This window comes from Lysinibacillus capsici, from assembly GCF_020217405.1.
GTDB classification, from domain to species: Bacteria; Bacillota; Bacilli; order Bacillales_A; family Planococcaceae; genus Lysinibacillus; species Lysinibacillus capsici.
Window position 1 is genome coordinate 521,627 of record NZ_CP084108.1, and the last position, 26,112, is coordinate 547,738.

The following is a 26,112-nucleotide window of genomic DNA, read 5'->3' on the forward strand; positions in this document are numbered from 1 at the left end:
ATGCATTATATTGCAATTACTGTTGATGCTAGATTACCGTTGAAACGTTGATACATAAGGCTTTCTAACTGATGAATATACTACCGTGCATTCTGAAAATAATAGAAATAGTATAGCACAATTTGCTTTTAGGAATCTTAAATTGAATTGAAAGATTACACATAGCACCTACAAAATAAACCACAAGAGCTAAATAGCAATTGTGGTTGAGTCTTACTTAGTGGGTTATAAATTCGTCATTTTTCAGTGAAGGGTTCAGATACAACAGCCAGATCGCTTCGTACTATTAACGGCTAGAATGCATCATTAAATGCACTAGCTTTCAGGCAAGTCTATTCAAGGCCTCATTAGTGAGCAGTATAACCACCATCAACAAGAAGGGTTGTACCATTAACAAAGCTTGCGTCATCGCTAGCTAAGAAGAGAACGGCTTTAGCGATTTCTTCAGGTTTACCAAGTCGACCTTGTGGGTGAAGGGATGCTAAATATTCTTTCTTCTGAGCATCGACCTCAGCTAATAGGGGAGTGTCGATATAGCCAGGACACACTGCATTTACACGAATACCCTGTTTAGCGTAAGCAGTACATAGGTTTTGTGTTAATAATTTAACGCCACCTTTTGCAGATGAGTAGGCTGTAGGGTTTGGTAAGGCAACGAAGCTATGAATGGAACCAGCGTTAACAATGACGCCACCTGTTCCTTGAGCAAGGAATTGTTCAATGGCGTATTTATCAGAAAGAAATACACCAGATAAATTAATATCAATTGTTCTTTTCCATTTTTCAAAAGAAAGCTCGTGTGCTGGTGCATCGTCAGCTACGCCTGCATTTGCATACATAATATCAAGTTTACCGTATTTAGTAATGGTTTCCTTTATCATGTTTTGAATGTCCGCTTCACTTGTTACATCTGTTTTCACGAAGAGTGTATCAAAACCATTGTTATTTAATTCTTCAGAAACGCTTTGTCCACGATCAGAAAAATCGGCAATAACGACTTTAGCTCCTTCTTCTACAAAGAGACGAACTGTGGCTTCACCAATCCCACTAGCTCCACCTGTAACAATTGCTACTTTATCTTTTAGTTTCATATAAATGACCACCTTTAGTAATGTTATTTTGCTGTTGCTCCGCCATCAATAACGAATTCTGCACCTGTTGAAAAGGAAGATTCATCAGAAGCTAAAAATAATACAGTTTGCGCTACTTCCTTTACAGAGCCTAAACGTCCTAATGGGAATAAGTTTTTACCTAATTCATCTTTTGAGCTTCCTGTTTTTGCTGATGCATAGTCTGCCATACCTGTATCAATGTAGCCAGGATGAATGGAGTTGACACGTACGCCGTATGGAGCATACTCCATAGCAGCATCTTTTGTCATAATGCGAACAGCCCCTATACTAGCGCCGTATAATACGTGACCAGCTGCCCCTGTTAAGCCTGCAATAGAGGAAGCATTAATAACAGAACCATTATGTTGCTTTGTCATAAGCGGCATAATATGCTTCATGCCTAAGAACACACCTGTCACATTGATGGACGTTAAGCGGTTCCAGTCAGAAAGCTCGATTTCTGCAAGAGGTTTTATGATATAGATACCTGCATTATTGAAAAGAATATCCACTTTCTTAAATGTTTTTATTGATTTATCTGCTACCTTTTTCCAGTCTTCTTCATTACTTACATCGTGCCGGAAAAATACTGCCTCACCGCCGATAGTTTGAATATCACGGACTGTTTCGTTCCCAGATTGTTCATTTATATCAGTAATAACTATTTTTGCTCCCTCTTTAGCAAATAATAGTGCAGTTTCTTTCCCGATTCCTGTACCTCCACCTGTAATAATGGCCACTTTGTTTTCTAATCTCATTTCAAGCACGCACCTTTCATTATTTCTGGTTATATGGTTGCTTGAGGATTCAAAAGTATTCTCATTGTCTAGCGATACCTTCATCTTACTCCTTTCAATTTGAAATACTATCCTATAAGATGCTGTATAATATAGTGAGTGAATATCCTCCATTTATAGGGGTATTTTTAGTGTGAAGGAGAAGAATTTCCTATGACGCATCCATTTCAATCAATTGAAGAAGTAACAATTCAAGAGTTTGTGTTGTTTATTAAAATTCATCATAAGCAAATTGAAGAGAATACAATTATTTACCTTAATCTAGAACCTTCTATAACTGGGGCAGATCGAAAAAGAGCAGCAATGCTATTAGATTCATTTTTGCGTTTAATGACACATGCAAATATCGATGAACTAAATAATGATGATAAGTATTTTTTTAACACATGGCTTCAATCACAGTTGTCCATTATTGATAGGAAGAGCTTTAATTTATTTCAATTAATTTTTGAGAAATCATTGATTACTTTTATGATTCAACAGAAGAGTAGTCGAACGAACGCCATCTTCATGTATGTATTATCGACATTTACGTTACTTGTAGAGCTATACTATGGCTGTGAGGAAGATAACCAAACTGGTAACATAACTACTGAAAATCAAAAAATTAGGCATCTACAGCTATTAGATAGGCTTGATAAATTGCTCATTAGTTCTTCAGGTTATCAGGATTTAGCCCTTATTTTAAAAAAATGTGAAGAGTATTTTAGTTATAAAAGATGTGTATTTTACGCATATGTCCCATGGTCCAATCAATTTTATGGAGTTATTGGTGCAGAGCTACCTAAGGTGCAAAGCATGAAAGGGGAGTTGACTGGAGAAAACACAATACTTAGTTCAAGAAAACCCATTTATTTAAAAAATCCTAAAAATTACGTGAAAGAAGAGCATATCCAATTATTTAATTTATCCTCGATTATTTTTATTCCCATTTTGTGTGAAGATCAATTATTTGGATGGCTAACATTTGATCAGCTAGGGGAGGAATTTGATTGTACAAAGGAAGAATTAACTCTCCTTGAGGAAGTAGGGAAGCGTTTAGGTTTATTTTTATCACGTAAGGGCGAGAAGGTAGAAAAGAATACCGTGCTTCATTTAACTGAAAGGGAATCGATGATACTTGGCCTGCTTGCCGAAGGATATGATAATAAAAAAATTGCTGGTTTATTATTTTTAAGTGAGCATACTGTCAGGGATTATGTAAGCAGTCTGATGACAAAGCTCAAAGCAAAGAATCGAACACAGGTCGTTGCCTCAGCCTTTCGTCTAGGGCTGCTAACCTAACACACCAATGCACTTCTATTAGGAGTGCATTTTTTGTTTCTTCAAATGCTAATTAATATTCTGACAATAAATACTATTGAAAATATAGTTTAATTAATAGGTAACTATTGTCATCACAAGCTTTTTTGAAGGGAAAGCAGTATAGTAGTAAAACAATTTTTACGAATATTACAAGTGAAAGCGATTAAGCTTACACGATTGTAATGAAATTGAAAGCCAATGCGATAGAGTGTAATACATTATTTTGCGAGAATGTGTATAGAAGCAAGAACAAGAAGCGGAGGCATACACAATGAATGAAAAATTAGAAGGCGTATACGAGGAATTCAATCGTTATATATATCATTTATGTTTAAAACTAACTCGCAATAATATAGAAGCTGAAGATTTAATGCAAGAAGTTTGGGTTAAGGTTGTACGCTATGAAGATAGCGTGGCCGAAGTAGAGCATATTAAAGCTTGGCTGACAACTATTACAATGAATACATTTAGAGATCGCTATCGTAAAAAAGTACGACGTAGCAAGTATATGATGAACCAACCTGAAACATTAGACGTACCGATTCTAGATTTGGTTCCCAATAACGATATTTCTACAGAAGAAAAAATTGAAAAGGACATTGTGACAAAACTAGTCCAAGATAAAATGGAGCAATTAGATGCCATTTATAGAAAGACTTTATGGTATTTCTACATAGACCAATATTCACTTGCAGAAATCTCTACAATTATGAAAGTTTCCATTGGTACTGTGAAATCTCGTTTATTCCGTGCAAAGGCTCGATTAAAAGAAATGCTCATGTCAGATACAGCTATTGTGGAATCTGTGCTACCAGCTTAATAAAGCAGATTGGTCGCACATCACGGTACTTAGACGGAAGTATTTGGTCGACTAATCAAAAAAGATGCATTCGCAAATAGTTGCAAATGCATCTTTTTATTGTGCTTCAATCTGGCCGATTTGTCTCCACATCCAATAAACATTTAGAAAAAATAGTTCGTAAGGTTTGCAGTTCCTCCGCTGTTAGCATACCAAACATATTATTAATGATTTCACTCACTTGTTGACGAGATTCCTTTAATATGTTTTCACCGTCAGCTGTAATGACTAGTTGAGAAGCACGGCGGTCTGTGGCATGCTGTGTTTTTTCAATAAAGCCACCATTTATCAGCTTGGTTGTTAAAACAGTGACGCCACCAGTAGTTACTTTTAACCGCTCAGCAATAGCAGAAGGGCGTTTTGGGCCCTCCTGCGATAAGTAGTCTAAGATTAAAATATGGGATTTTGAAAAGCCGAGTACATTATGATTATTCCACTCGTTTGCCCACTTGCGCTCAATAGATGAAACGACTTCAAACAACGAGGTAATGGCTTTTTGTTTTTCTTGGTCCATAGAAGGTCATCTCCAAAACTGTTTTAACTTTCTTGTGCCAATCTTGTCATCGCATTTAATTCGTAAGCACGTACTTTTCGTGGGATAAAACGACGGATGTCCATCTCATTGTAGCCAACTTGAATACGTTTTTCATCTATTATAATAGGGCTACGCAACATTCTTGGGTGTGCCTGAATGATAGCAAATAGCTCTTGAATAGAAAGTTGGTCGATGTCGATATTTAAGTTTTTAAAGTCATTTGAGTTTGTTGCAATGATTTCATCTGTGCCATCTTCAGTCATGCTTAGAATTTCTTTGAATTCTGCAAGTGTAAGTGGGTGAGATGTAATACGTTTTTCTTTATATTCTATGTTGTGATCTTTTAACCATTTAAGTGCTTTTCTGGATGAAGAACAGCTCGCTTGTGAGTAAATTGTAACTGTCATTCTTCATTCCTCGCTTTCTTTTTTAGATTATATTTTACAAATAGCTTATTAGTAAGTTAATAGTTTATATATATATCTTACTAGTAAGCTATATATAAATCAATAGTTAATTGAAAAAATTTCTCAATCGTATTATTATTTTTTCAGTTATATTAAAATATACGAAGATAAGCGTAAAAAGTTTCGTTTATTCAGCTTACAATGATGTAAGTTTATGTTAACTCTTTAGAATTTGTCTTTTTAAGCTATAAAATCGATGATGAGTTAATAGGGACTACTAGAATTCTAAGTTGTCTTGTAGGAGAGAGTTAGTTGGAAGTAGGAGTAAAATTGTTAGTCCACTGATTATAGTATGTTTAAATGAGGCTATTTATACATCGAAGTTAAAAAATTTAAAAGAGCAGCCCCGTAACATGCTGAGGCTGCCCTTGAAATAATTAGTCTTGGCCTTGTTGTCCAGAAGTAAACCAATCTTGAACATTCCAGACTTTTGTTACGAGTCCTTCATAGAAATCAGGTTCGTGACTTACTAGCACAATGGTACCTTTAAATTCTTTCATGGCACGTTTTAATTCATTTTTTGCATCTACATCTAAATGGTTTGTCGGTTCGTCGAAGAGAAGCCAGTTAGCTTCCTCCATCATTAATTTACATAAACGCACTTTGGCTTGCTCGCCACCAGATAATGAATTAAGCGGACGTGTAATATGGTCAGTTTTTAGGCCAGCTCTTGCTAAAGCTGCACGTACTTGGGCTTGTTCCATAGAAGGGAAAGCATTCCAAACATCATCAATTGGCGTGATTTTCTCAGCTTTTACTTCCTGTTCAAAATAGGAAGGATATAGGTAGTCACCGCGGACTACTTTCCCACCAAGCGCATTAATTTTACCTAACATTGTTTTTAATAATGTGGATTTACCCACACCATTCATACCGACTAAAGCAATTTTTTCTCCTCGTTCAATCGCAAAAGATAGTGGAGGAAGTAATGGCTTATCTTTATCGTAACCAATTACTAAGTTCTCAGCCTCTACAACGTAGCGGCTAGATGAACGGGCTTCTTTAAAACCAAATTCTGGTTTTACAGCTGTTTCTGGGCGATCAATTCGCTCTAAACGATCAAGTTGCTTAGCACGTGATTTTGCACGACCAGTAGTGGAGTACCGTGCCTTGTTTTTAGCTATAAAATCTTCTTGCTTCTTGATGAATTCCTGTTGCTTTTCATAGGCTTCTATATGCTGACGTTTATTGATTTCAGCAAGTTCAAGGAATTTTTCGTATGTTGCAGTATAACGAGTTAATTTTGAAAATTCCAATTGGAAGATGACATCCACTGTTTCGTTCATAAATTCTGTATCATGTGAGATTAGAAGGAAGGCATATGGATAGTTCTTTAAATAAATTTTCAACCAAGTAATATGTTCCTCATCAAGATAGTTCGTCGGCTCATCTAGTAAAAGTACTTTAGGTTTTTCTAATAAAAGCTTAGCGAGGAGTACCTTTGTGCGCTGTCCACCAGAGAGGGCAGCTACATCACGCTCTAAGCCAATGGCATCAAGTCCAAGTCCACGTGCCACCTCTTCAATTTTCATATCTAATGTATAAAAATCACCTGCATCTAATGCATCTTGTACTTCTGCCATTTGTTCTAAAAGTACTTCTAATTCTTCAGGCGTTGCGTCTGCCATCTTGCCTGTAATTTCATTCAGCTCTTCTTCTTTTTTATATAATGGTAAAAAGGCATCGCGTAACACTTCACGCATTGTTCTACCAGCCGTTAGTACGGTATGTTGGTCTAGATAACCATAGTGTGTACCAGGAAGCCACTCAACTTTTCCTGTATCGTGGATCGTTTGACCTGTAATGATGCCCATTAATGTAGACTTACCAACACCATTAGCTCCTACAAGTCCAATATGATCACCTTCCACTAAGCGAAACGATACATCTTTAAAGAGTGTACGATCACCGAAAGAATGACCTAAATTTTCTACTGTTAATATTGCCATATCTGTTCCTCCAACTATCTTTCTTGTTTACATTTTATAGTTCTGCAAGCTGCTTGTTAAGTTCTGCTAATTGAGCTTCCATATTCGCAAGACGTTGCTCTGCCTTAGCTACCTGATCGTTGTGCCCAGTAGACTCCAACTTTTCTATATCACCTTGTAAATTCATATAGTCCATTTTTAACTCTCTAATTTGGTATTCAATATCACTTTTTGTTGGCATGAAGACTACTCCTTTTGAGACTATTTTTATAGTGAATGCGTGTAAAAGCGATGGAGGTTTTAAGAATCCCCCACCGCTTATTCTTTAAAATCAATCGGGTACTTGTTGAATTTACTTATGGCCCAACTTCTGTAAAGGTGTTGGAGTGAAAAATTCTTATATATTGTATCATAATCATCTTAGAAGTAGCACTAAGTAGAAGCGATATTATGACGATCATAAGCAAAATCTAAGAGTAATGCTTGAAGTGTTTCATTATTACCAGCAAGATTGAGTTGTCGCTGTTTTCTCACTGCTCGTTCACTGCGAGCTTCGTGTAAAAGAAATTCCATGACAGCATTTTGGATTTGTGATTGCTTCATTTTTCGACCAAGTCCTAGATGGATAAAGCCATTATGCTCACGAGGGAAAGCATGTAAAAGTTCAGCTTCAGTTTGCGCAAGTGTAATGCATGGCACGCCATAAGAGGCAATTTTATAAGGTGTATAGTTAGCATTACAAATAATGACATCTGCTTTAGGTAGTAGTTTGAGGAGTGCATTTTTATCTCGAAGAATAGCAGTATTGCGACGACTAAGTACCATCATTTGCAAGTCATCCGTTGCATGGCGATAGCTTTCGTCAATCATAACTGTAATTTGTAGTGGTATTTGAAGTTGAGTTAGGTGTCGAAGTGTTCGATACGTTAAATTATGCTCGTCCCCATCCTCGAAAGCGACAACGATATGAGGCGGATTTTCAGGTGTTTTACTATCAGATATATTATCGAAATGCTGATAAGCATCAGGCAGGGCAAAAACAAAGCTTCCACCAATATAATGTGCTGGTAAATAATCTTTCACTTCTTGATAGAGTGCTAGTAGTACACAATCACAGGCTTGGCCACCTTCACCAAAATCATCAAAATGAATAATTGTTTTGCAGAAAGGTCGTAATTCTTCTACTTGCCAGCCTTCAGAATTTCGCCCATCTCTAACAATTAAATCAGGTTGAAGTCCTTTGATTTGCTTAGGTAATTCGTTAAAGTGATCAAATAGAATAGGAGAAACTCCTTCATTCATTAAAATTTGGATTCCGTCATTTGAAGGAGTCTTTACAAAGATAAAAACCTTCTCATTCGAAAGTAGTTTAGCTAATGTTGAAACCCGTTCAAAAGGATACAGCCCTTTATCAATACAGCTTTCAATAATGAAAACAATCGTTTTTTTTGGTTCAATTGCGTGTGTTTCGTTTTGCAAATGTATCCCATCCTTTCCTCTGTCTCTTTAAATTATGGCGAAGAAAGAGCAAGTATGTGTAAAATTTAGGATTTGCTCATGAATGTCTCTAGAGGAATCTTCTAAAATAGCTATCTTTAATCAGTTTTAATTATCAAAAAATGGTCGATATATAGAGAAAGGCGAATTGTAGGAATATACATAACAACTGGAAGGTCTTTATCTTGGCTCAGAAAAATCCCTCTACAAATGAGATGATGGCATGTTTTATTTAACTCTGATGTGTCAAGATAAGGTCTACGCAGGGTGTCAAGGATTTTAAAGGCGAGCTTTTAGAGTGAGCCGTAATTGATATACTATCAATAAGTAGAAGGACGGGAGAAAAAATGAGTATGCGTGCAGCGATTGTTGTAGGGGCGACTGGTTTAACCGGCTCCGCTCTAGTTGAACAATTATGTGAAAATGATGAGTATATTTCAGTAACAGTTATTGCACGAAGAAAGCTAACTTATATGCATCCAAAGTTAGAAGTGAAAATTCGTGAATTTGATAGAATAGAAGAAAATGATATAGGATTTGCTCATGAATTGTATTGTTGCTTAGGTACAACCATTAAAAAGGCAGGCTCTCGTGAAATGTTTGAAAGGGTAGATTTTGAATACCCGTTAGCAATTGCATCTTTAGCAAAAAAACGTGGAATCCCTCATTTTCTTGTGATTACGGCAATGGGAGCTAATGAGAATTCTCCATTTTACTATAATCGAGTTAAAGGCAAACTTGAGCGTGATTTAGAGGAACTAGGCTTACAAAGACTTTCCATTATTCGCCCCTCACTCTTAGTAGGGAACCGTGATGAATTTCGATTAGGAGAAAAGGCAGGAGAAAAATTATTAAAGCTTGCACAGCCTTTATTGATTGGACCTTTAAAACGTTCTAGAGCGATTGAAGCTACACAAGTGGCAAAGGCTATGATTATCATTGCCCTGTATGGTAAACAACAGCCAGTCACTATTTATCCATCAGATGAGTTAGCAACATTAGAGTATCCGGAAATACCAGAAGAGGACATTTCAAGAGAAACATTATTTGATTGGAATAAGCTAAACGAAGGCGAGAAAGTTAATCGGGAGGTTGTCATTAATCGAGATAAATATAAACTTGAGGAAACGGTCATTGATAAGGAGGTCCATTTCCGACAACGTGACCAAGATAATTAATTTAGGGATTAAATTCTCGTTCCGTCTAAAGACTGAATTTATATCAATTGGCATGACAATCCTTTCCGAGCCACTTTTCATTTGTTACAATATTATTGTAGAAGATGAATGTGGAGGCAAAGTAAAGATGAAAATTTTACTCGTAGATGGCACGATGTTTGGTCTTAAAACTGGTGCTATTTTAGAGCAAGTGGAGCAATATATTAAAGAATTAGATGCTAGTTTCGAGTTAGAAATGATGCATTTTAGTCAATATAAGCATCAAATTGTGGATGGTTCCCCATTAAATGATGATATGAAAAAAATGATTCAACAATTTGAGGAGGCAGACGCTTACATTATTGCAACGCCTATTTTCCAAGCGTCTATTCCAGGTGTTTTGAAAAATGCCTTTGACTTCTTACACCCTAAAACAATGCGCTATAAGCCTGTATCCATTGTTGCAAATGGAGGCACATACCAGCATCACCTTGTAGTCGAAAATCAGCTAAAACCTATTTTAGACTACTTCCGAGCGCTTGTTACGCCAAACTATGTGTATACACATACATCACATTTTGATGCAGATAATACTATTGTAGACGCAGACGTTCATAGTCGTTTACGGGAATTAGCTCGTGTATTTGTTCAATACTGTGAAATGAGCAAGAACTTGCCGAAGGAAACAATTGACCAACATTAAGATAGCCCTTGTACGGTGGTAAGAAATCACTGTGCAGGGGATTTTTCTTTGTAAGTATTGTTTTAGGATGTGATAAAATAAAACTTTAGTGACTCAGAAAGGAGGGCTGCTCATGCAGGACATCGCTTTACTAGAAAAACAACGCTGTAATCTTATTTTGACCAATAAGGCGAAGGAAGCGGTAGAGGAATGCTCAGCAAACGAGCATGCCTTTTTTGCGTTACAAAGATCTTTTACTGTCTATATTGAAAAACGAAAAGCAAAAACAGTTGGTGAAACCTTTTTATCCATCTATTTTAATGCGGAGGACAATGAAAAATTAAGCGATCTTCTTGCTGAGAAAACGGTTATTATGGATTGTTTGCTAAAGGTGGAAGGATTGCTGGCAACCAACATTCGATTTGTCCATATGCGTGGACCTATTAACACAAATCGTCGCTTAGCAGCCACATTACAATTTGTGACGAAACCTAATAATGGAGCAGGTATTCCACTTGAGCTGCACACCAAAATAAGACAGCTACCGATTGCAGAAGAACGTACAGAGTATGTAAAAAAACGTATAGCCAGCTGGGAAGGCTATTTAAAAATACAAGAACGAGATGCAACCATTGATGATATTCATACAGAATTTAAGCAAAGCTATTTCAATGAAGACTTTACACGCTTAATCATTGTATGTCCCTACATAAAGAGTAAAGAATGGAAAAAGCTAGAGGGGTTAAGTGTTAGCATTCAAGGAATTCGAGGCGAAATAGGACAGGTTATAAAGGCTAATACAGGAAAGCAAACGGTAGAAATTGATGTAAAGCCTTTTATACAGGATTTGGCTCGCAAGGATGGACTGAATCTTCGTTCAAAACAAGCGAGCTTTAGTAATTTTGCAACATTAAGCCAAATTCGACGACTACGTAATGGTTTTACAAAGCTAGAAAAGGGTGAGGCAGTAAACCCTAATTTAGAAACAATACTGTTTGAGAGACGTCCTACAGTTCGTGCATCCAAGCTACGCGAAGATATTGAATTTCATAATAATTTAAATGAATATCAACGACGAGCCGTTTTAGGTGCACTATCAGTTGAGGATTTGTATGTCATTCAGGGTCCACCTGGTACGGGGAAAACAACTGTCATTTCAGAGATTTGTCAGCAAAATGTTAAAGCAGGCTTAAAAACACTTGTTGCCTCACAGTCTAATTTAGCTGTAGATAATGCATTAGGACGCTTACTGTCCAATCAAGAAATCCGAATTTTACGCTATGGTAGAACGGAAAGTATTGAGGAAGAGGGTAAAAAATTTATAGAGGAAAATGTGGCACTTCAGTGGCGTGCGCAGACACTTGCTGCGATTGAAGAAGCAATTACAATATTTCCAGAACGTCAGCAAGAGCTAGAAGCAAACCTTGTAAAAGCAAAAGATGAGCTAGAGAAATTAGAGCAATGGCTAGAGCAATTAACACAGGAAATGGCTGCAAAAGAGCAGGCAGCTATTGAAGAACCCATTTTACAGCAGGAGATTCAAGCATTAAAAAAAGAATTGAAGGTTGCTAAAACAGAGCAACAAACATGTGAGACTCAAAAAGAGCATTATGAAAAGCAGCTCGCACAAATTGGGCCAATTGTACAGCAGCTTGAACAGACAATTGCTGATTACCCTTCAGTCGAGCAACTACAGGGTATGATTCAGGAAACTACTGAAAAAGTGAAACATCTAGAGGCTGCTGCTCAATATAAAGAACTACAAGAACAAAAGCACCAGTTAACACAGCAATTTGAAGAGATACAGCAGAAATATGAAATCGAAAGCAATCGTCTAGTAATCATGAAGGAAGCGCAAAAATATATATATACATTAACCTTATTTGAGCTTATTCAGCGTTTTTTACAACATTATCAAATTCGCCCTTCTCATGTACTTTCGCAACAAATAGGTCGCTTGCAGCATTTAGAGGATGCGAAAGATTTAGAGGCATGGTCAACGATTAATGCTCGTTTACAAAAGGCAATTGTGAAGTTAGAGGCTTTGGTCACGCATGAAGTCAAGGAGCGTGCCCTTGCTAAAAGTAGACTACAACCAGTACAATCGTTTTCTTTGCAAAACCTTACTGGTGTATTCGCACAATTAAACACGGCTTTTCAAGATGGTCAAGCACCCGCAAGTGATGTTATGGAAAGTTATTTGCTCGGGTTATATATGCGTCGTGATTTTGTTTGGCAAAAGGGGATAGCACTAAAGCAACAGCAAGAGCATAAAGATCAGGAATACGAAACTTTTCGTAAAAATCTTGTAACTTTAATTCATCAGGAGTGTGCAATAACTAGCTTTGATGTGCAAAGTTACCAGCGGCAGCTTCAACCATTTTTACAGCATACTGAGCGGTTACAACAATTAGCAAACGCCTTTCGGATTACTGAAGAACCAGAAGAATCTGTAGACTATTTAAAAATTCGTGCCTCCCAAGCTAGAGAGTCTCTTCTACAAGCAAAGCAGCAACTTGAGGCAGTGGAGCAGGCTAAAGTACAACTTGTTCCTAAACAAGCCTCTTTACTGACTGTCCAAACAAACTTGCAGGAAGTAGAACAGCAGCTAACGCTTATAGAAGAACAAATAAAAGATATTAATATAGCTGGATTGAAGAAAGAAAAGCAACTAGCTACCTATACAAAGCTTTTACAATCTATGCCAGAACGAACGGCTGAAGAGGTGAAGGAAGCTATTCAAACTGCAAAGCAAGCAATCGAAGCATTCCAACGTCAGGAAAAACAGCTACCTCTTCACAAAAAACTACAAGAACAATGGCGTGAAAAATTACAAAACGCAACAGAGTATGATTTAGATGAAATTCGAAAACTGTATGTACGTCATGCGAACGTTATTGGTACAACATGCGTAGCTTCTGCCAGTAAGGAGTTTATGGAAAATTATCCGACCTTTGATGTGGTTATTATTGATGAAGTTTCAAAAGCAACACCACCTGAATTGCTCTTACCAATGCTAAAGGGGAAAAAAGTTATTTTAGTAGGTGATCATCATCAGCTACCACCATTACTTGGGGATGATACGCTGGAGGAAACATTAAAGGCAATGCTAGAAGAAAATCCAAACTTTGAAGGCGCACAGGAATTAAAAAATCTGTTGCGTGAATCATTATTTGAGCGTTTATTTAATAATTTGCCACCAACACATAAGCAAATGCTAGCATTGCAATACCGCATGCATGAGAAAATCATGCAAAGTATCACACCATTTTATGCGGAAGAAGAAAATGGCTTGCAATGTGGCATACCAGATTCGGATGCAGCAAGAGATCATGGCTTAGAAGGGCAGTTTATAAAACGTGATGACCATTTACTGTGGATTGATATTCCAACAGAAAAACCTTATTTAGAGGAGCAAGTAAAAGGCGGAACGAGTCGTTTTAATGAAGGAGAATTGCTCACAATTAGACGTATTTTACTAGATCTCAATGAAGCGGTGAAGGCAGCAAAAGAAGCAGGGCGTATGCCGCAGGATGCTCAAAAAAGCGTTGGTGTCATCAGTTTCTACGGTGAGCAGGTAAAGAAAATTAATCGCCTTCTTCAGCAAGAATTAAAGCTACCACATCTGCAATTTAGAACAGGGACTGTTGATAAATTCCAAGGGATGGAAATGGATGTCATTTTAGTGAGCATGGTTCGTAATACACCTAAAGGCGGGGATATTGGCTTTGCCAGAGATTATCGTCGATTAAATGTCGCGCTATCTCGTGCCCGTGAGTTACTACTGCTTGTGGGAAGTGCAGAAATGTTTGCAAAACGTGCAAAACATCAAGAGACAAGAGAGATGTATGCGAATTTATTAAAAACAGTAAAATCCTACGATGGCTTACGTAATCATGAAGGATTGGTGATATAGATTGTCAAAATTACAACAACGACTAATGCGTGAGCTTCAGCAGAATCGTAATATTAAGATTGTCAAAATGGCTGAATGGTGTATTCCCATTCGAACAGTTGATGTGACCTATGAGCCTGTTCGTCGTTCAACAATGGATGTCTTAATGACAATGCTTCTGCTTAGTATTCAAGAGGCGGATTTTAGCAACGCACAGGAATTGAGCGAGCTATTGCTGGTAGACCCATTATTTATTGAAGACTTGGTTTCTTTAATGATTCGAGTAAACCTTGTGAAGAATGAAGATGATTTCTATAGGCTAACTGAAAAAGGACAGAAGCAGCTAGAACGAGGTATTTTTGAAGAAGAACTAGAGGAAGAAACCTCTACACTTTACTTTAGTCCCTGCCATCAATCGTTTCTCACTATCGATACGAGTAATGATGAATATGATGAATTGCCAGAGCTCTATCGTTATATTGACAAAGAGGCAGAACAACAGGAACAATTTGAGGAATCCATGGTGATTGCAGCTTTACAGGAAGCGGATGAAGAAGAGGAAGGTAGCTCTCAGAAAGTCATCGCAAAAATTGTTCAAACAGAAGCTCAACAAATTAATGATAGCCCATGTTTAGAGTTTGTTCTTTATGATAAGGAACAGGATATAGTATTTGTAAGAGTTTGGAATACATTACTCAATCAATGGGATCATCATTTAGAGCAACAGCTTACAGACGAAGAACAATTAACATGGCGTGAGCAATATTTATCTTGATTCAATTTCAATTGCTAGAAGAAACGAACGTAGATCGCGTTCGTTTTTTTACTTTAATTATAAATTTACAGAGTTAGGTGATAATTGAAAAATTTTTTCGATAAAATACTGCATTAGCATAAATTAAACCATTGCTAAGGAGGGGACAGATGTCAACGATTAGTTTATGTATGATTGTTAGAAATGCACAATGTACGATTGAAAGATGCTTAGATTCGGTTCAGCACCTCGTGGATGAGGTGAATATTATTGATACTGGTTCAACTGATCGTACAAAAGAGATTGTCCAAAATTTTACCTCTCGAATTTATGACTTTTCCTGGTGTGATCATTTTGCTAAAGCTAGAAATTTTTCCTTTCAGCAGGCAACAAAAGACTATATTTTATGGCTCGATGCTGATGATGTTATGACAAAGGAAAATCAGCACAAGTTCAGCCAACTAAAGCAATCGTTATTTCCCTCTATTGATGCTGTAACAATGGATTATTATTTGACGCTTGATTGTGATGGGGAAGTGGAGTGTAGTGAACGAAAGTTTCGTCTAGTAAAAAGGGCGAATCATTTTCAATGGGAAGGTGCTGTTCATGAGAATTTAAGGGTGTCAGGGCAGCTCTATCATAGTGATATTGCTGTCACACATTTACCGTTAACGAAAGATATTCATCGCAATATAAGTATTTATGAGGGATTAATAAAGAATGGACATTCTCTTTCAGCAATTGAGTCATTTCATTTTGCGAATGAACTAAAATTACATCACCGTTACCTAGAAGCTATTAATCAATACAATCTATTTTTGGATAGCAACTTAGGCACTACAGATAATCGCATTGAGGCTTGTTTACATGTAGGAGAATGCTATCGGCATTTACATGATGATCAACAAGCACAGCAAGCTGTTTTACAATCTTTCTTATATGATCGACCAAAGCCAGAAGCATGTTGCCGAATGGGCCAATTTTTTATGGAGCAATTAAAACATAAAGAGGCTATTTACTGGTACTCTCAAGCCTTGCAACAAGCTCCTGCCGATACAATGACTATCCAAAAGCGTGCTTATTCAACGTGGATTCCACATCTACAATTAAGCCTTTTGTACAGGGAATTACGATTATTTGAAAATGCCTTTCAGCATAATCTAGAGGCACAAAAATGGAAACCGAATCATCAAGAAATAATCAATAATGAAAAATATTTACTTAGTCAATTAAAGATATAAATCTTTCTTATGGGAAAGGTACATCAATAAACAAGACATAAATAGCTTGGCCAATTAACAATGAAACACCTACAACAACTGTCATAAAAATCACATTACGTGGCCTGAAATTTTTTGCTTCCATTAAAAACCTCCCTCGATATAGAATATTCAGTCAATTCAAGATATGTTTTGAAGGGATGAGTATGCATAATAAAAGAGCAAATTCACATTAAGAGTGAATTTGCCCTTTTAATTAATCGAACTTTAACCCCTTCAATGCTTCAGCAAGTGCATTGTTCACAGGTTCCTCGTTGTTTTGCTGCTTTAAGTACTTTTGTACGGAGCGCTTGTCGACCTTGCCTCCGCCTTCTTTTTTGCGTCTTGCTTCAAAGGCAGATAATTTTTCGCGATAGCCACATTTACAAACGAAAATTTGACCATCACCTTCTCCGCGAAGCTCTAATTTTTTATGACATTGTGGACAACGTGCATTTGTGGTACGTGAGACATTTTTACGATGACCACATTCGCGATCTTGGCAGACAAGCATTTTTCCTTTCTTGCCATTCACTTCAAGCATTGGTTTACCGCAATCAGGACATGATTTGGTAGAGATATTATCATGCTTATACTTTTTGTCACTACCCTTAATCTCTGTAACAATTTCCTTTGTGTAATTTTTCATCTCGCTAATAAATACATCTTTTTTTAGCTTGCCCTTTGCAATAAGCTCAAGCTTTTGCTCCCAATCTGCTGTCAGGGCAGGAGATTTTAATTCCTCTGGCACTAGGTCGAGTAGTTGACGACCTTTAGAGGTAATATAAATATCTTTGCCACCACGCTTTTCTATTAAGAAGGAATTGAAAAGCTTTTCAATAATATCTGCACGTGTAGCGACTGTGCCAAGACCACCCGTAGATTTTAATGTGTCGGCTAATTTTTTATCATTCGTTGCCATATATTTTGTTGGGTTTTCCATGGCTGATAAAAGAGTAGCTTCATTAAATCGAGCAGGTGGCTTTGTTTGACCAGAAGTTTGGGCAAGAAGCTTTACTTTTAAAATATCGCCCTTATCAATGCGTGGTAGTATTTGTTCCTTTACGTCATCTGCTGTGTCCTCATCATCAAAGCGATGCTCATAAACTTCCTTCCAGCCAGATGATAAAATCGTTTTTCCACGAGCAATAAAGCTTTCATCGCCAATTTTCGCACGCAGTGTTAGTTGTTCATATTCAAAAGCAGGCAGTAGAACAGCTAGGAAACGCTTTACAACAAGATCATAAATTTTACGTTCCTTATCTGTGAAAGCTGAATAATTTACATAGCCCTCTGTTGGAATAATCGCATGATGATCTGATACTTTACTATCATCGACAAAGGCCTTTGTTGGTTTGATTGGTTTAGTAAGCAGTTTATTGGCGATGGAGCGATATTCACCAATACCACAGGCCTTTAAGCGTTCTGGTAGTGTAGCAACGATATCCTGTGAAATAAAGCGAGAATCCGTACGTGGATAAGTTAACACTTTATGTTGCTCATAGAGTTTTTGCATGATATTCAATGTTTCTTTCGCTGAGTAGCCGAAGATTTTATTGGCATCTCGCTGCAATTCAGTTAAATCATAAAGACCAGGTGCAAATGATTTTTTAGGTTTCTTTTCAATGTCCGCAACGATGGCATTGCTATTTCCTATTTTTTTCACCAGTGTATTGATTTTATCTTTATCAAAGCTACGACTATTACCATTTTGGTCTTGCCATGTGAGCTTTAAGTTATCAGTTGTTTGCGCTTCAATACCATAATAAGTTTGTGCCTTAAAGTTTTTAATTTCATCTTCACGTGCAGCAATTATTGCTACTGTTGGTGTTTGTACACGTCCGCAATTCAACTGTGCGTTAAAGCGGGTAGTTAAAGCACGAGTAGCATTAAGCCCGATATACCAATCTGCCTCTGAGCGAGCTACAGCAGAGGCATAGAGATTATCATATGCATTGCCTGGCTTTAGATTGGCAAACCCATCTTTAATTGCCTTATCTGTAACAGAGGAAATCCATAAGCGTTTCAAAGGCTTTTTAATTTTCACTTTATCGAGTATCCAGCGTGCTACTAATTCACCTTCACGTCCAGCATCTGTAGCAATGATGATTTCATTAACATCATTACGTGTAAGCTGACTTTTGACCGCATTAAATTGCTTTCCAGTTTGCTTTATAACCGTTAATTTTAAGCGTTCAGGTAACATGGGGAGATCTTCAAGATTCCATGTTTTATATTTCACATCATAGCTTTCTGGGTCAGCCAGTGTTACAAGATGTCCAAGCGCCCAAGTCACAATGTATTTATCTCCCTCAAGGAAGCCATTTCCTTTTTTATTACACTTCAGTACACGTGCAATATCACGTGCTACAGAAGGTTTTTCAGCAATTACTACGCTCTTTGCCATTGTTAACACCCTTTCATAGTTCCATGGTTTTAAATATAGCATAGGTTGAGTGGGTTCGCAGTTTAACTGAAGCGAAATTTATTAAATGTCGGAGGATAGATTTAGGCAGGTAACAGTAAGGAAACATAAATTTCAGAAAAAATATTGAATTCTGAAAATTATTATGTTAGTCTAGTGTACATAAAAATGAAGTAACGACTTCATAGTATAGATAAAAAAAGGATGAGCTTCTTTTATGAGAGATCAAACAATTCAGCAAATGATTCAAGAGAAATATCAAGAGTTGTCTAAAAGTCAACAAAAGGTAGCTACATTCATATTAAAAAATTTACAGACAGTAGGAATCCACTCTGCTTCATATGTAGGGGAAAAGGCCGGAGTAAGTGAAACGACAGTTATCCGTTTTTGTTACGCATTAGGCTTATCTGGTTATGCACAATTGCAACGTCAGGTAACCATGCATTTATTTAATGAAGGGAATGCAAGTAGTTTGCAGAATTATTTGCAATCGAAGCAAGCTCTTTTTGAAAATCCACGTTTTTATGTAAAGACGATGGAAAAGGATGCATCTCGCATTTTAAATATGGCTAAAAACATTAACGAGGAAGACTTTAATCGAGCTTCAGTATTGCTCCATGAGAAGAAAAAAATATATATTGCAGGGAATGGCTCTTCCCATTTAGCTGCACAGTGGCTTCATTTTACATTAAATCTTTTGCGACCGAATGTTGTTTTATTAAATTTTGAAACAAGTGAGGTCATACGTGCTATTCAAGAGATTGATGAAAATAGTGTAGTAATTATTTTATCATTCCACCGTTACTTTAAAGAGCCGATCCAATTTGCAGCTGAATTACAAGAAAAAAAATGTGAGATTATTGGCATAACCGATTCTCAGATTGCACCTATAACTCAATATGCAACTATCACCTTTGTGAATGAACAACAACAAGAAGTTTCAACAATTGATGCTATGCCAGCACTCATAGCATTTTTAAATACACTAATAGCAGGAATGACTGCTCAAGATCATGACTATTATGAAAATCAGCGCGTAAAATATGACGATTTTCAAAATAGCTTTTTAGCAAACCGATGGAGTTGACTAATATGAACCAAATTTTACAAGAGTTACAGCCACTTCTTACAGATATTTTTAAACATTTACATGAACATCCAGAAGTTAGTTGGCAAGAGCACAATACAACTCAATATATAGCAAATTTATTAAGAGAGGCCAAAATGGAGCCACACCTTTTTGAAGATATGACAGGACTTTATGTTGATATAGGGGAGGGAACACCTAGGGTAGGGTTCCGCACTGATATAGATGCACTTTGGCAGGAGGTTAATGGTGTCTTTCAAGCTAACCATTCTTGTGGACATGATGGTCATATGACGATGGCTATTGGAACTGCATTGCTGTTAAAGGACATGGAGCATTTACTGTCAGGTGCTGTACGCATACTATTTCAGCCTGCTGAGGAAAAGGCCCAAGGAGCACGCGCATTTGTCGAAAAAGGTATTATAGATGATTTAGATTATTTATTTGGTGTTCATGTTCGACCATTAAAGGAATTACAGGATGGTTCGTATGCGCCAGCATTATACCACGGAGCAGCAAAGCTTTTTACAGGGACCATTATTGGGGAAGAGGCACATGGCGCACGGCCAGAACTCGGCATTAATGTAATTGAGGTTGGAGCAGCTATAGTCGAAGGTCTTCAAAAAATTTGGACGGATCCAACTATCTCTGCCTCTGTCAAAATGACACAGTTTAATGCAGGAGGTACCTCCACAAATATTATTCCTGGTAAAGCTAGCTTTAGCATTGATGCACGAGCTCAAACAAATGAAGTGATGCAGGTAATCACAGAGGGGGTAGAGCGTGTAAAAGCATCTGTTGAAGCGATGTATGGTGCCAAGATATTCTTACAGGTAGATGCTCATATAGTGGCAGCATTGGTGAATGATGAAGCCTTACAACATATGAGGGAAGCTATTATTGATGTCGTTGGGGAAAAGGCTTGTGCTCCATCAGTTGTTACACCAGGAGGGGAGGATTTTCATTTTTATACCTATGAACGTCCGAAGCTTAAAGCTACAATGCTTGGATTAGGCTGTGGAGTTACTCCTGGCTTACATCATCCACAAATGACCTTTAATCAAGATCGGCTGTTAGTAGGAGTAAATATTATTACAAGGGCTATTTTGAGAACATTATAAAGATATAGAAAGAAGAGATAGCTATGATAGAGATAAGAGAAATCAAAACAATAGAACAACTTGAGCAGGTTCAGCAATTAGAGTTGAATGTATGGGGAATGCCTGCTATTCCTCTCCATCAAACGCTGACAGCAGTGAAAAATGGGGGCATCGTTGTAGGTGCTTATCAAGAAGATAAATTAGTCGGATTTAGTTATGGTTTTGCGGGTTTTCGAGAAGGAAAAAGCTATCTATGCTCTCATATGTTAGGGATTGATGAAGAATATCGATTACTAGGCATAGGAGAAAAGTTAAAGTACGAACAGCGAGCTATTGCTATTGAACGTGGCTATGACTTAATGGTATGGACATTTGACCCTCTTGAAACCCGAAATGCTTATCTTAATTTATCTAAATTAAAGGGTATTTGCTATACCTATATAGAAAATTGCTACGGTGAAATGCAGGATGGTTTCAATAAAGGGCTACCCTCTGATCGATTTGAGGTGAGCTGGCATTTAACTTCAGATTATGTGGTGAACGACATTACAATAGCAGTAGCGGATGCAAAACCAGTGGCAAGCTGTGAACTTACAAAGCAGGGCTTATTATGTTTAAAAATGACTGAAAATTTCGAATTTGCAGAAGGGTTGTATACGCTACCTGTTCCTAAGGACTTTCAAGCCTTAAAAGCACAAAATCCTAGCTTAGCATTGGATTGGCGTTTCAAAACAAGAACTATACTAAAGCAACTATTTTCAGCAGGGTATGCAGCAATTTCACTGCAACAACGAGAATGCTATAACGAATATGTTTTAGTGAAAAAAGCAGCTTTAAATTTGGAAGGGGCATTTTAATATGAAAATTACAGAAATCACAATACGACAATTGAAGATGAAATTAAAAGCACCGTTTACAACAAGCTTTGGCACGTTTGATGAGAGGGACTTTTTAGTCCTCGAGGCAAAAGATGAGACAGGCTTAATCGGTTGGGGAGAATCAGTTGCCTTTCATTCACCTTGGTACAATGAAGAAACACTTCAAACAAACTGGCATATGCTTGAAGACTTCCTCATTCCTCTTATTTTAAATAAAGAGATTCATCACCCCGATGAAGTGAGTCAACTATTTGAGCCGATTCGCAAAAATAATATGGCGAAATCGACGATAGAAGGAGCTATTTGGGATATATATGCACAGCAAACTGGCCAATCCCTAGCAACAGCACTTGGTGGTAAAAAGGATAAAATTGAAGTAGGTATTAGTATCGGAATACAAAATTCGATCGAGGAGTTAGTAACATTAGTTGACGGCTATGTAAAGGAAGGTTATAAGCGCATGAAAATCAAAATAAAACCGGGCTGGGATATAGAGGTTATGCGTACATTAAGGGAAACATTTCCTGATGTAGCCTTTATGGCGGATGCCAATTCAGCCTATCGTCTAGAGGATACTGAAACATTGAAACAACTGGATGCATTTAACTTAACAATGATTGAGCAACCACTGGCTTCAGATGACATTATCGACCATGCTTCATTACAAAAATTAATGGAAACACCAATTTGTTTGGACGAAAGTATCCATTCGTTAGAAGATGCACGAAAGGCTGTAGAACTAGGGAGCACCAAAATTATAAACATAAAAATTGGTCGTGTTGGTGGCCTAACAGAAGCAAAAAAAATACATGATTATTGTGAGACACATAACATCCCAGTATGGTGTGGCGGCATGTTGGAATCTGGTATTGGTCGTGCGCACAATGTAGCCTTAACAACGTTGTCAAATTTTATATTACCGGGAGATACTGCTGGCTCTAATCGATATTGGGAAAAGGATATTATCGAACCAGAAGTAGTTGTAAAAGATGGTTATATTGAAGTACCACAACAAGTAGGAATTGGTTATGAAATAAATAGGGAAACGGTTAATTCCTTCACAGTCGCACAGAAAACATATCAATAAATAGACTTAAATTTATTATATTAGAATAGTAGGTGGGCTATGAAAAAAAGTTGGCAGATAGGTGGAGCATTTGTAGGCTTAATTGTTGGAGCAGGGTTTGCATCGGGTCAGGAAATAATGCAGTACTTTACTAGCTTTGGCTTGTACAGTATGGTAGGTGCCATTGTTGCTACCCTTGCCTTCGCATTTTTAGGAATGAGTTTAGCTCAATTAGGAACAGATTTACAAACAACATCACATAAAGAGGTGATCTATCATATAGGAGGGCGATATGTTGGCATTATTTTAGATATCGTTATCACGTTTTTCTTATTTGGCGTTGCTGTTGTCATGTTTGCTGGATCAGGCTCAACATTTCATCAGATGTTTGGCATCAATCCAGTAGTTGGTAGTATTTTTATGGTTGTTATAACTATACTAACCTTACTATTAAATGTTAATAATATTATTAATTTAATAGCATTGGTTACCCCTTATTTAATGGGTATCATTTTTATTATTTTGATTTATTCTATCTTTACGATGGATATATCTATTGCAGAGCAAAATACTTTAGCGAAAGCACAATCATCTGCAGCATCTAATTGGTTAATGGGAGCGTTACTTTATGTTTCCTATAATATCGCTGCTGGTGCAGCAATGTTAATTGTAATGGGTGGAACAGTAAAGGACCGCAAAGTTGCTGGCAGAGGTGGACTACTTGGCGGTTTAATGCTTGGTATCTTAATTGTATTAATCAATATAGCCATGTTTGCTAAAATAAATGTTATTGATGGAGTAGCGATGCCAACATTAGAATTAGCAAAACAAATTCACCCTATAGTAGGTGTCTTAATGTCTATTGCTTTATTAGGGATGATGTACAATACTGCGGTGGGGATGTTCTATTCATTTACAGTTCGATTTATTGCGCCAGACCATCAATATTTTAAAGTAGCTATTGTAGTTATAGGATTAATAGGTTTTGCTGCAAGCCTAGTAGGATTTACTACATTAGTTGGTAAAGTCTATTCAACAATGGGCTACTTAGGTTTCGCCTTAATTGTTGCTGTTATTATTTCGTGGCTACGTAAACTACCAAAAACTTTATAAAGTAAAAATTTCCCTTTTGTGAACGTAAGGGAAATTTTTTTGTTTTTTTGTGATGAAAGCAAGATATATATCATACAGTTAATTTGTGTTTGCGAAATCTATTCATGCTGTTTTAAGTAAAAATTATGCTCGAAACTTTAGAAAAAAGCTATTCGGTGCTAGACACCAATTTTTGAGAATGTTATATTTGTATTGTCATAGTATTTTTATAATTAGGAAAAAATAGAATGCTTTATGGGTTTAATGGTTTTTCCTGATTATAAGGAGTGATGAAGTATAGAGCTAGATGAAGGATGATAGGTGCCTATGGTAAAGAAAACGTTAAAACAAAGAATTGTAGAAGCTTCAGTTGAATTGTTTCAACAAGATGGTTATCACAATGTAACAGTGGATCGTATTGTGGAATATATTGGGGCATCAAAGGGTGGATTTTATCATAATTTTAAATCAAAAGATGAACTGTTGTATGAAATTCATGATGTCTTTATTTCATATGTTATTCAACAATCGCAAGCTGCATATGACAAATTCGATACACCCATCACACGTTTGTGTGCCATGCTGCAAACACTGACACAAGTATTTGATATGTATCAAGCACATATTACGATTTTTTATGAAGAAAGTCGTTCACTCTCAGATGAATATAGTGACATCATCCATAAAAAGCGAGATCACTATCGTGATATTTTACAAAGAGTGATAGCAGAGGGTCAGAAAGCAAAGGTTTTTCGTACCGAATTACCTTGTACAATTGTGACAATGGCAATTGTCGGGATGATTAACTGGACATACAAATGGTTTAAGCAATCAGGACCATTAACGATGGAGCAAATCACAGATGTTTTTACCGATATGGTATTACGGGCAATTGTGACAGATCAAGCCATGGAAGAAGCAAAGCAATTTATAATAAAGGGGTAGCCAGTAGGAAACACTGGTTTTATTATTTGTTTTTACAAACCGACTAGTCGGTATTAACTGTAAGCAATTGTTCTTAAGCTACATTTACTATGGCAAATTCGACATTAGGGGGACTAGGGATGAATTTTGAATTAACAAAAGAGCAAGAAATGATTCGAGACATGGTGCGTGATTTTGCTGAGAAGGAGATTAAACCGTATGCTCGTGAGGTTGATGAGACATCAACAATGAGAATAGAGAGCTTTAAGAAGATGGCAGAAATAGGCTTATTGGGTATCCCGTTTCCTGAGGAATATGGTGGATCAGGTGGTGATACGGTGTCCTATGCTTTAGCTGTAGAGGAGATTGGTCGAGCATGTGGGGGCACAGGGTTAAGCTATGCAGCTGCTGTTAGCTTAGGAGCCTCACCAATTTACAACTTCGGCACAGAGGAACAAAAGCAAGAGTGGCTAGTTCCATTAGCTAAGGGTGAGACATTAGGGTCATTCGGTTTAACAGAGCCAAATGCTGGTTCAGATGCAGGGGGCACACGTACTACAGCTATTATTGATGGTGATGACTACATCATTAACGGAGAGAAATGCTGGATCACCAATGCAGGATATGCTCGACAAATTATTGTAACTGCGGTAACAGGTAAACGTGAGGATGGTAAAAAGATTATTTCTTCTATTATTGTGCCAACAAACACACCAGGCGTAACAATCAACTGTAATTATGACAAAATGGGTGTACGTGGCTCCAATACATGTGAAATTGTGTTAGAAAATGTTCGTGTCCCAAGAACAAATCTATTAGGGGATGAAAAACGTGGCTTTAGCCAGTTTTTAAATACATTGGATGGTGGTCGTATTTCCATCGCTGCTCTTTCTGTTGGAATTGCCCAGGCTGCTTATGAAAAGGCACTAAAATTTGCGAAGGAACGTGAGCAATTTGGTGCACCTATTTCGAAGTTACAGGCGATCCAATTTAAATTAGCTGACATGGCGATGGAAATAGAGCTTGCTCGTACGTTAGTACATAAAGCGGCATGGTTAAAAGATCAAAAGAAGCCATTTGGCAAAGAAGCTGCCATGGCTAAACTATTTGCTTCTGAAATGGGCTTCCGTACATGTAATCAAGCAATCCAAATTCATGGTGGTTCTGGATATATGAAAGAATACGATGTAGAACGTCATTTACGTGATATTAAATTAATGGAAATCGGTGAAGGGACATCTGAAATTCAACGTCTTGTTATTTCTCGTCTAATTGGCTGTTAATCATCATTAG

At 37.2% G+C, this 26,112-nt stretch carries 22 protein-coding genes; 14 read left to right on the top strand and 8 right to left on the bottom strand.

Annotation, left to right across the window (positions count from 1 at the left end; all coding sequences use genetic code 11):
• Window positions 1–347: 347 nt before the first annotated feature.
• Together LCP48_RS02550 and LCP48_RS02555 are read right to left on the bottom strand one after the other, a co-directional pair.
• Window positions 348–1,091 (bottom strand): SDR family NAD(P)-dependent oxidoreductase, encoded by a 744-nt coding sequence (locus LCP48_RS02550; protein ID WP_004225564.1) that lies wholly within the window; start codon window positions 1,089–1,091, stop codon window positions 348–350.
• A gap of 23 nt (window positions 1,092–1,114) precedes the next feature.
• Window positions 1,115–1,870: an SDR family NAD(P)-dependent oxidoreductase gene (locus LCP48_RS02555; RefSeq protein ID WP_225340655.1), complete on the bottom strand. Its 756-nt coding sequence runs from the start codon at window positions 1,868–1,870 to the stop codon at window positions 1,115–1,117.
• A gap of 192 nt (window positions 1,871–2,062) precedes the next feature.
• On the opposite strand from LCP48_RS02555, the gene LCP48_RS02560 reads away from it, so the two are divergent.
• Together LCP48_RS02560 and LCP48_RS02565 are read left to right on the top strand one after the other, a co-directional pair.
• Window positions 2,063–3,193: a LuxR C-terminal-related transcriptional regulator gene (locus LCP48_RS02560; protein WP_004225562.1), complete on the top strand. Its 1,131-nt coding sequence runs from the start codon at window positions 2,063–2,065 to the stop codon at window positions 3,191–3,193.
• A 292-nt stretch (window positions 3,194–3,485) separates the two neighbouring features.
• Window positions 3,486–4,034: an RNA polymerase sigma factor gene (locus LCP48_RS02565; protein WP_004225561.1), complete on the top strand. Its 549-nt coding sequence runs from the start codon at window positions 3,486–3,488 to the stop codon at window positions 4,032–4,034.
• A gap of 106 nt (window positions 4,035–4,140) precedes the next feature.
• Here the strand turns inward: LCP48_RS02565 and LCP48_RS02570 are convergent, their stop codons facing one another.
• The 5 genes from LCP48_RS02570 to LCP48_RS02590 form a co-directional block, all read right to left on the bottom strand.
• Window positions 4,141–4,587 (bottom strand): MarR family winged helix-turn-helix transcriptional regulator, encoded by a 447-nt coding sequence (locus tag LCP48_RS02570; RefSeq protein WP_009371643.1) that lies wholly within the window; start codon window positions 4,585–4,587, stop codon window positions 4,141–4,143.
• 23 nt (window positions 4,588–4,610) lie between these two features.
• Window positions 4,611–5,015, bottom strand: a complete 405-nt coding sequence (gene spx / locus LCP48_RS02575; protein ID WP_004225558.1) for a transcriptional regulator Spx — start codon at window positions 5,013–5,015, stop codon at window positions 4,611–4,613.
• Between the two features lie 437 nt (window positions 5,016–5,452).
• Window positions 5,453–7,024, bottom strand: a complete 1,572-nt coding sequence (locus LCP48_RS02580; protein WP_004225557.1) for an ABC-F family ATP-binding cassette domain-containing protein — start codon at window positions 7,022–7,024, stop codon at window positions 5,453–5,455.
• 34 nt (window positions 7,025–7,058) lie between these two features.
• Window positions 7,059–7,244, bottom strand: coding sequence for an SE1832 family protein (locus tag LCP48_RS02585; RefSeq protein ID WP_004225556.1), 186 nt, complete (start codon window positions 7,242–7,244; stop codon window positions 7,059–7,061).
• Window positions 7,245–7,435: 191 nt separating this feature from the next.
• Window positions 7,436–8,482 carry a PseG/SpsG family protein gene (locus LCP48_RS02590; protein WP_009371641.1) on the bottom strand — a complete coding sequence of 349 codons (1,047 nt, stop codon included), beginning with the start codon at window positions 8,480–8,482 and terminating at the stop codon, window positions 7,436–7,438.
• Between the two features lie 365 nt (window positions 8,483–8,847).
• Here LCP48_RS02590 and LCP48_RS02595 point away from each other — a divergent pair, with 365 nt between their 5' ends.
• The 5 genes from LCP48_RS02595 to LCP48_RS02615 all read left to right on the top strand — a co-directional run bounded on the left by LCP48_RS02595 (window position 8,848) and on the right by LCP48_RS02615 (window position 16,229).
• On the top strand, window positions 8,848–9,678 hold the full coding sequence (locus LCP48_RS02595; RefSeq protein WP_009371640.1) for an oxidoreductase: 831 nt from the start codon (window positions 8,848–8,850) through the stop codon (window positions 9,676–9,678).
• Between the two features lie 127 nt (window positions 9,679–9,805).
• Window positions 9,806–10,360 carry an NADPH-dependent FMN reductase gene (locus tag LCP48_RS02600; RefSeq protein ID WP_009371639.1) on the top strand — a complete coding sequence of 185 codons (555 nt, stop codon included), beginning with the start codon at window positions 9,806–9,808 and terminating at the stop codon, window positions 10,358–10,360.
• A 112-nt stretch (window positions 10,361–10,472) separates the two neighbouring features.
• Window positions 10,473–14,255, top strand: a complete 3,783-nt coding sequence (locus LCP48_RS02605; RefSeq protein ID WP_225340656.1) for a DEAD/DEAH box helicase — start codon at window positions 10,473–10,475, stop codon at window positions 14,253–14,255.
• A gap of 1 nt (window position 14,256) precedes the next feature.
• Window positions 14,257–15,009, top strand: a complete 753-nt coding sequence (locus LCP48_RS02610) for a hypothetical protein (protein ID WP_225340657.1) — start codon at window positions 14,257–14,259, stop codon at window positions 15,007–15,009.
• Between the two features lie 149 nt (window positions 15,010–15,158).
• The gene (locus tag LCP48_RS02615) at window positions 15,159–16,229 is read left to right on the top strand and encodes a glycosyltransferase family 2 protein (protein ID WP_225340658.1); all 1,071 of its coding nucleotides are present in this window, start codon (window positions 15,159–15,161) and stop codon (window positions 16,227–16,229) included.
• Window positions 16,230–16,464: 235 nt separating this feature from the next.
• On the opposite strand, the gene LCP48_RS02620 is transcribed toward LCP48_RS02615, so the two are convergent.
• On the bottom strand, window positions 16,465–18,654 hold the full coding sequence (locus tag LCP48_RS02620) for a DNA topoisomerase III (protein WP_004225545.1): 2,190 nt from the start codon (window positions 18,652–18,654) through the stop codon (window positions 16,465–16,467).
• Between the two features lie 235 nt (window positions 18,655–18,889).
• Between LCP48_RS02620 and LCP48_RS02625 the strand changes: the two genes are divergently transcribed.
• The 7 genes from LCP48_RS02625 (at window position 18,890) to LCP48_RS02655 (ending at window position 26,102) form a co-directional block, all read left to right on the top strand.
• Window positions 18,890–19,759, top strand: a complete 870-nt coding sequence (locus tag LCP48_RS02625; protein ID WP_004225544.1) for a MurR/RpiR family transcriptional regulator — start codon at window positions 18,890–18,892, stop codon at window positions 19,757–19,759.
• A gap of 5 nt (window positions 19,760–19,764) precedes the next feature.
• Complete coding sequence (locus LCP48_RS02630; protein ID WP_004225542.1) at window positions 19,765–20,880, top strand: M20 peptidase aminoacylase family protein; 1,116 nt, start codon at window positions 19,765–19,767, stop codon at window positions 20,878–20,880.
• Between the two features lie 23 nt (window positions 20,881–20,903).
• The gene (locus LCP48_RS02635; RefSeq protein ID WP_225340659.1) at window positions 20,904–21,716 is read left to right on the top strand and encodes a GNAT family N-acetyltransferase; all 813 of its coding nucleotides are present in this window, start codon (window positions 20,904–20,906) and stop codon (window positions 21,714–21,716) included.
• Between the two features lies 1 nt (window position 21,717).
• Window positions 21,718–22,824: an o-succinylbenzoate synthase gene (menC, locus tag LCP48_RS02640; RefSeq protein ID WP_004225539.1), complete on the top strand. Its 1,107-nt coding sequence runs from the start codon at window positions 21,718–21,720 to the stop codon at window positions 22,822–22,824.
• A 39-nt stretch (window positions 22,825–22,863) separates the two neighbouring features.
• The gene (locus LCP48_RS02645; protein ID WP_004225538.1) at window positions 22,864–23,916 is read left to right on the top strand and encodes a YkvI family membrane protein; all 1,053 of its coding nucleotides are present in this window, start codon (window positions 22,864–22,866) and stop codon (window positions 23,914–23,916) included.
• A 306-nt stretch (window positions 23,917–24,222) separates the two neighbouring features.
• Window positions 24,223–24,840, top strand: coding sequence for a TetR/AcrR family transcriptional regulator (locus LCP48_RS02650; protein ID WP_009371632.1), 618 nt, complete (start codon window positions 24,223–24,225; stop codon window positions 24,838–24,840).
• A gap of 119 nt (window positions 24,841–24,959) precedes the next feature.
• Window positions 24,960–26,102, top strand: a complete 1,143-nt coding sequence (locus LCP48_RS02655) for an acyl-CoA dehydrogenase (protein ID WP_225340660.1) — start codon at window positions 24,960–24,962, stop codon at window positions 26,100–26,102.
• The last annotated feature ends 10 nt before the right edge of the window (window positions 26,103–26,112 follow it).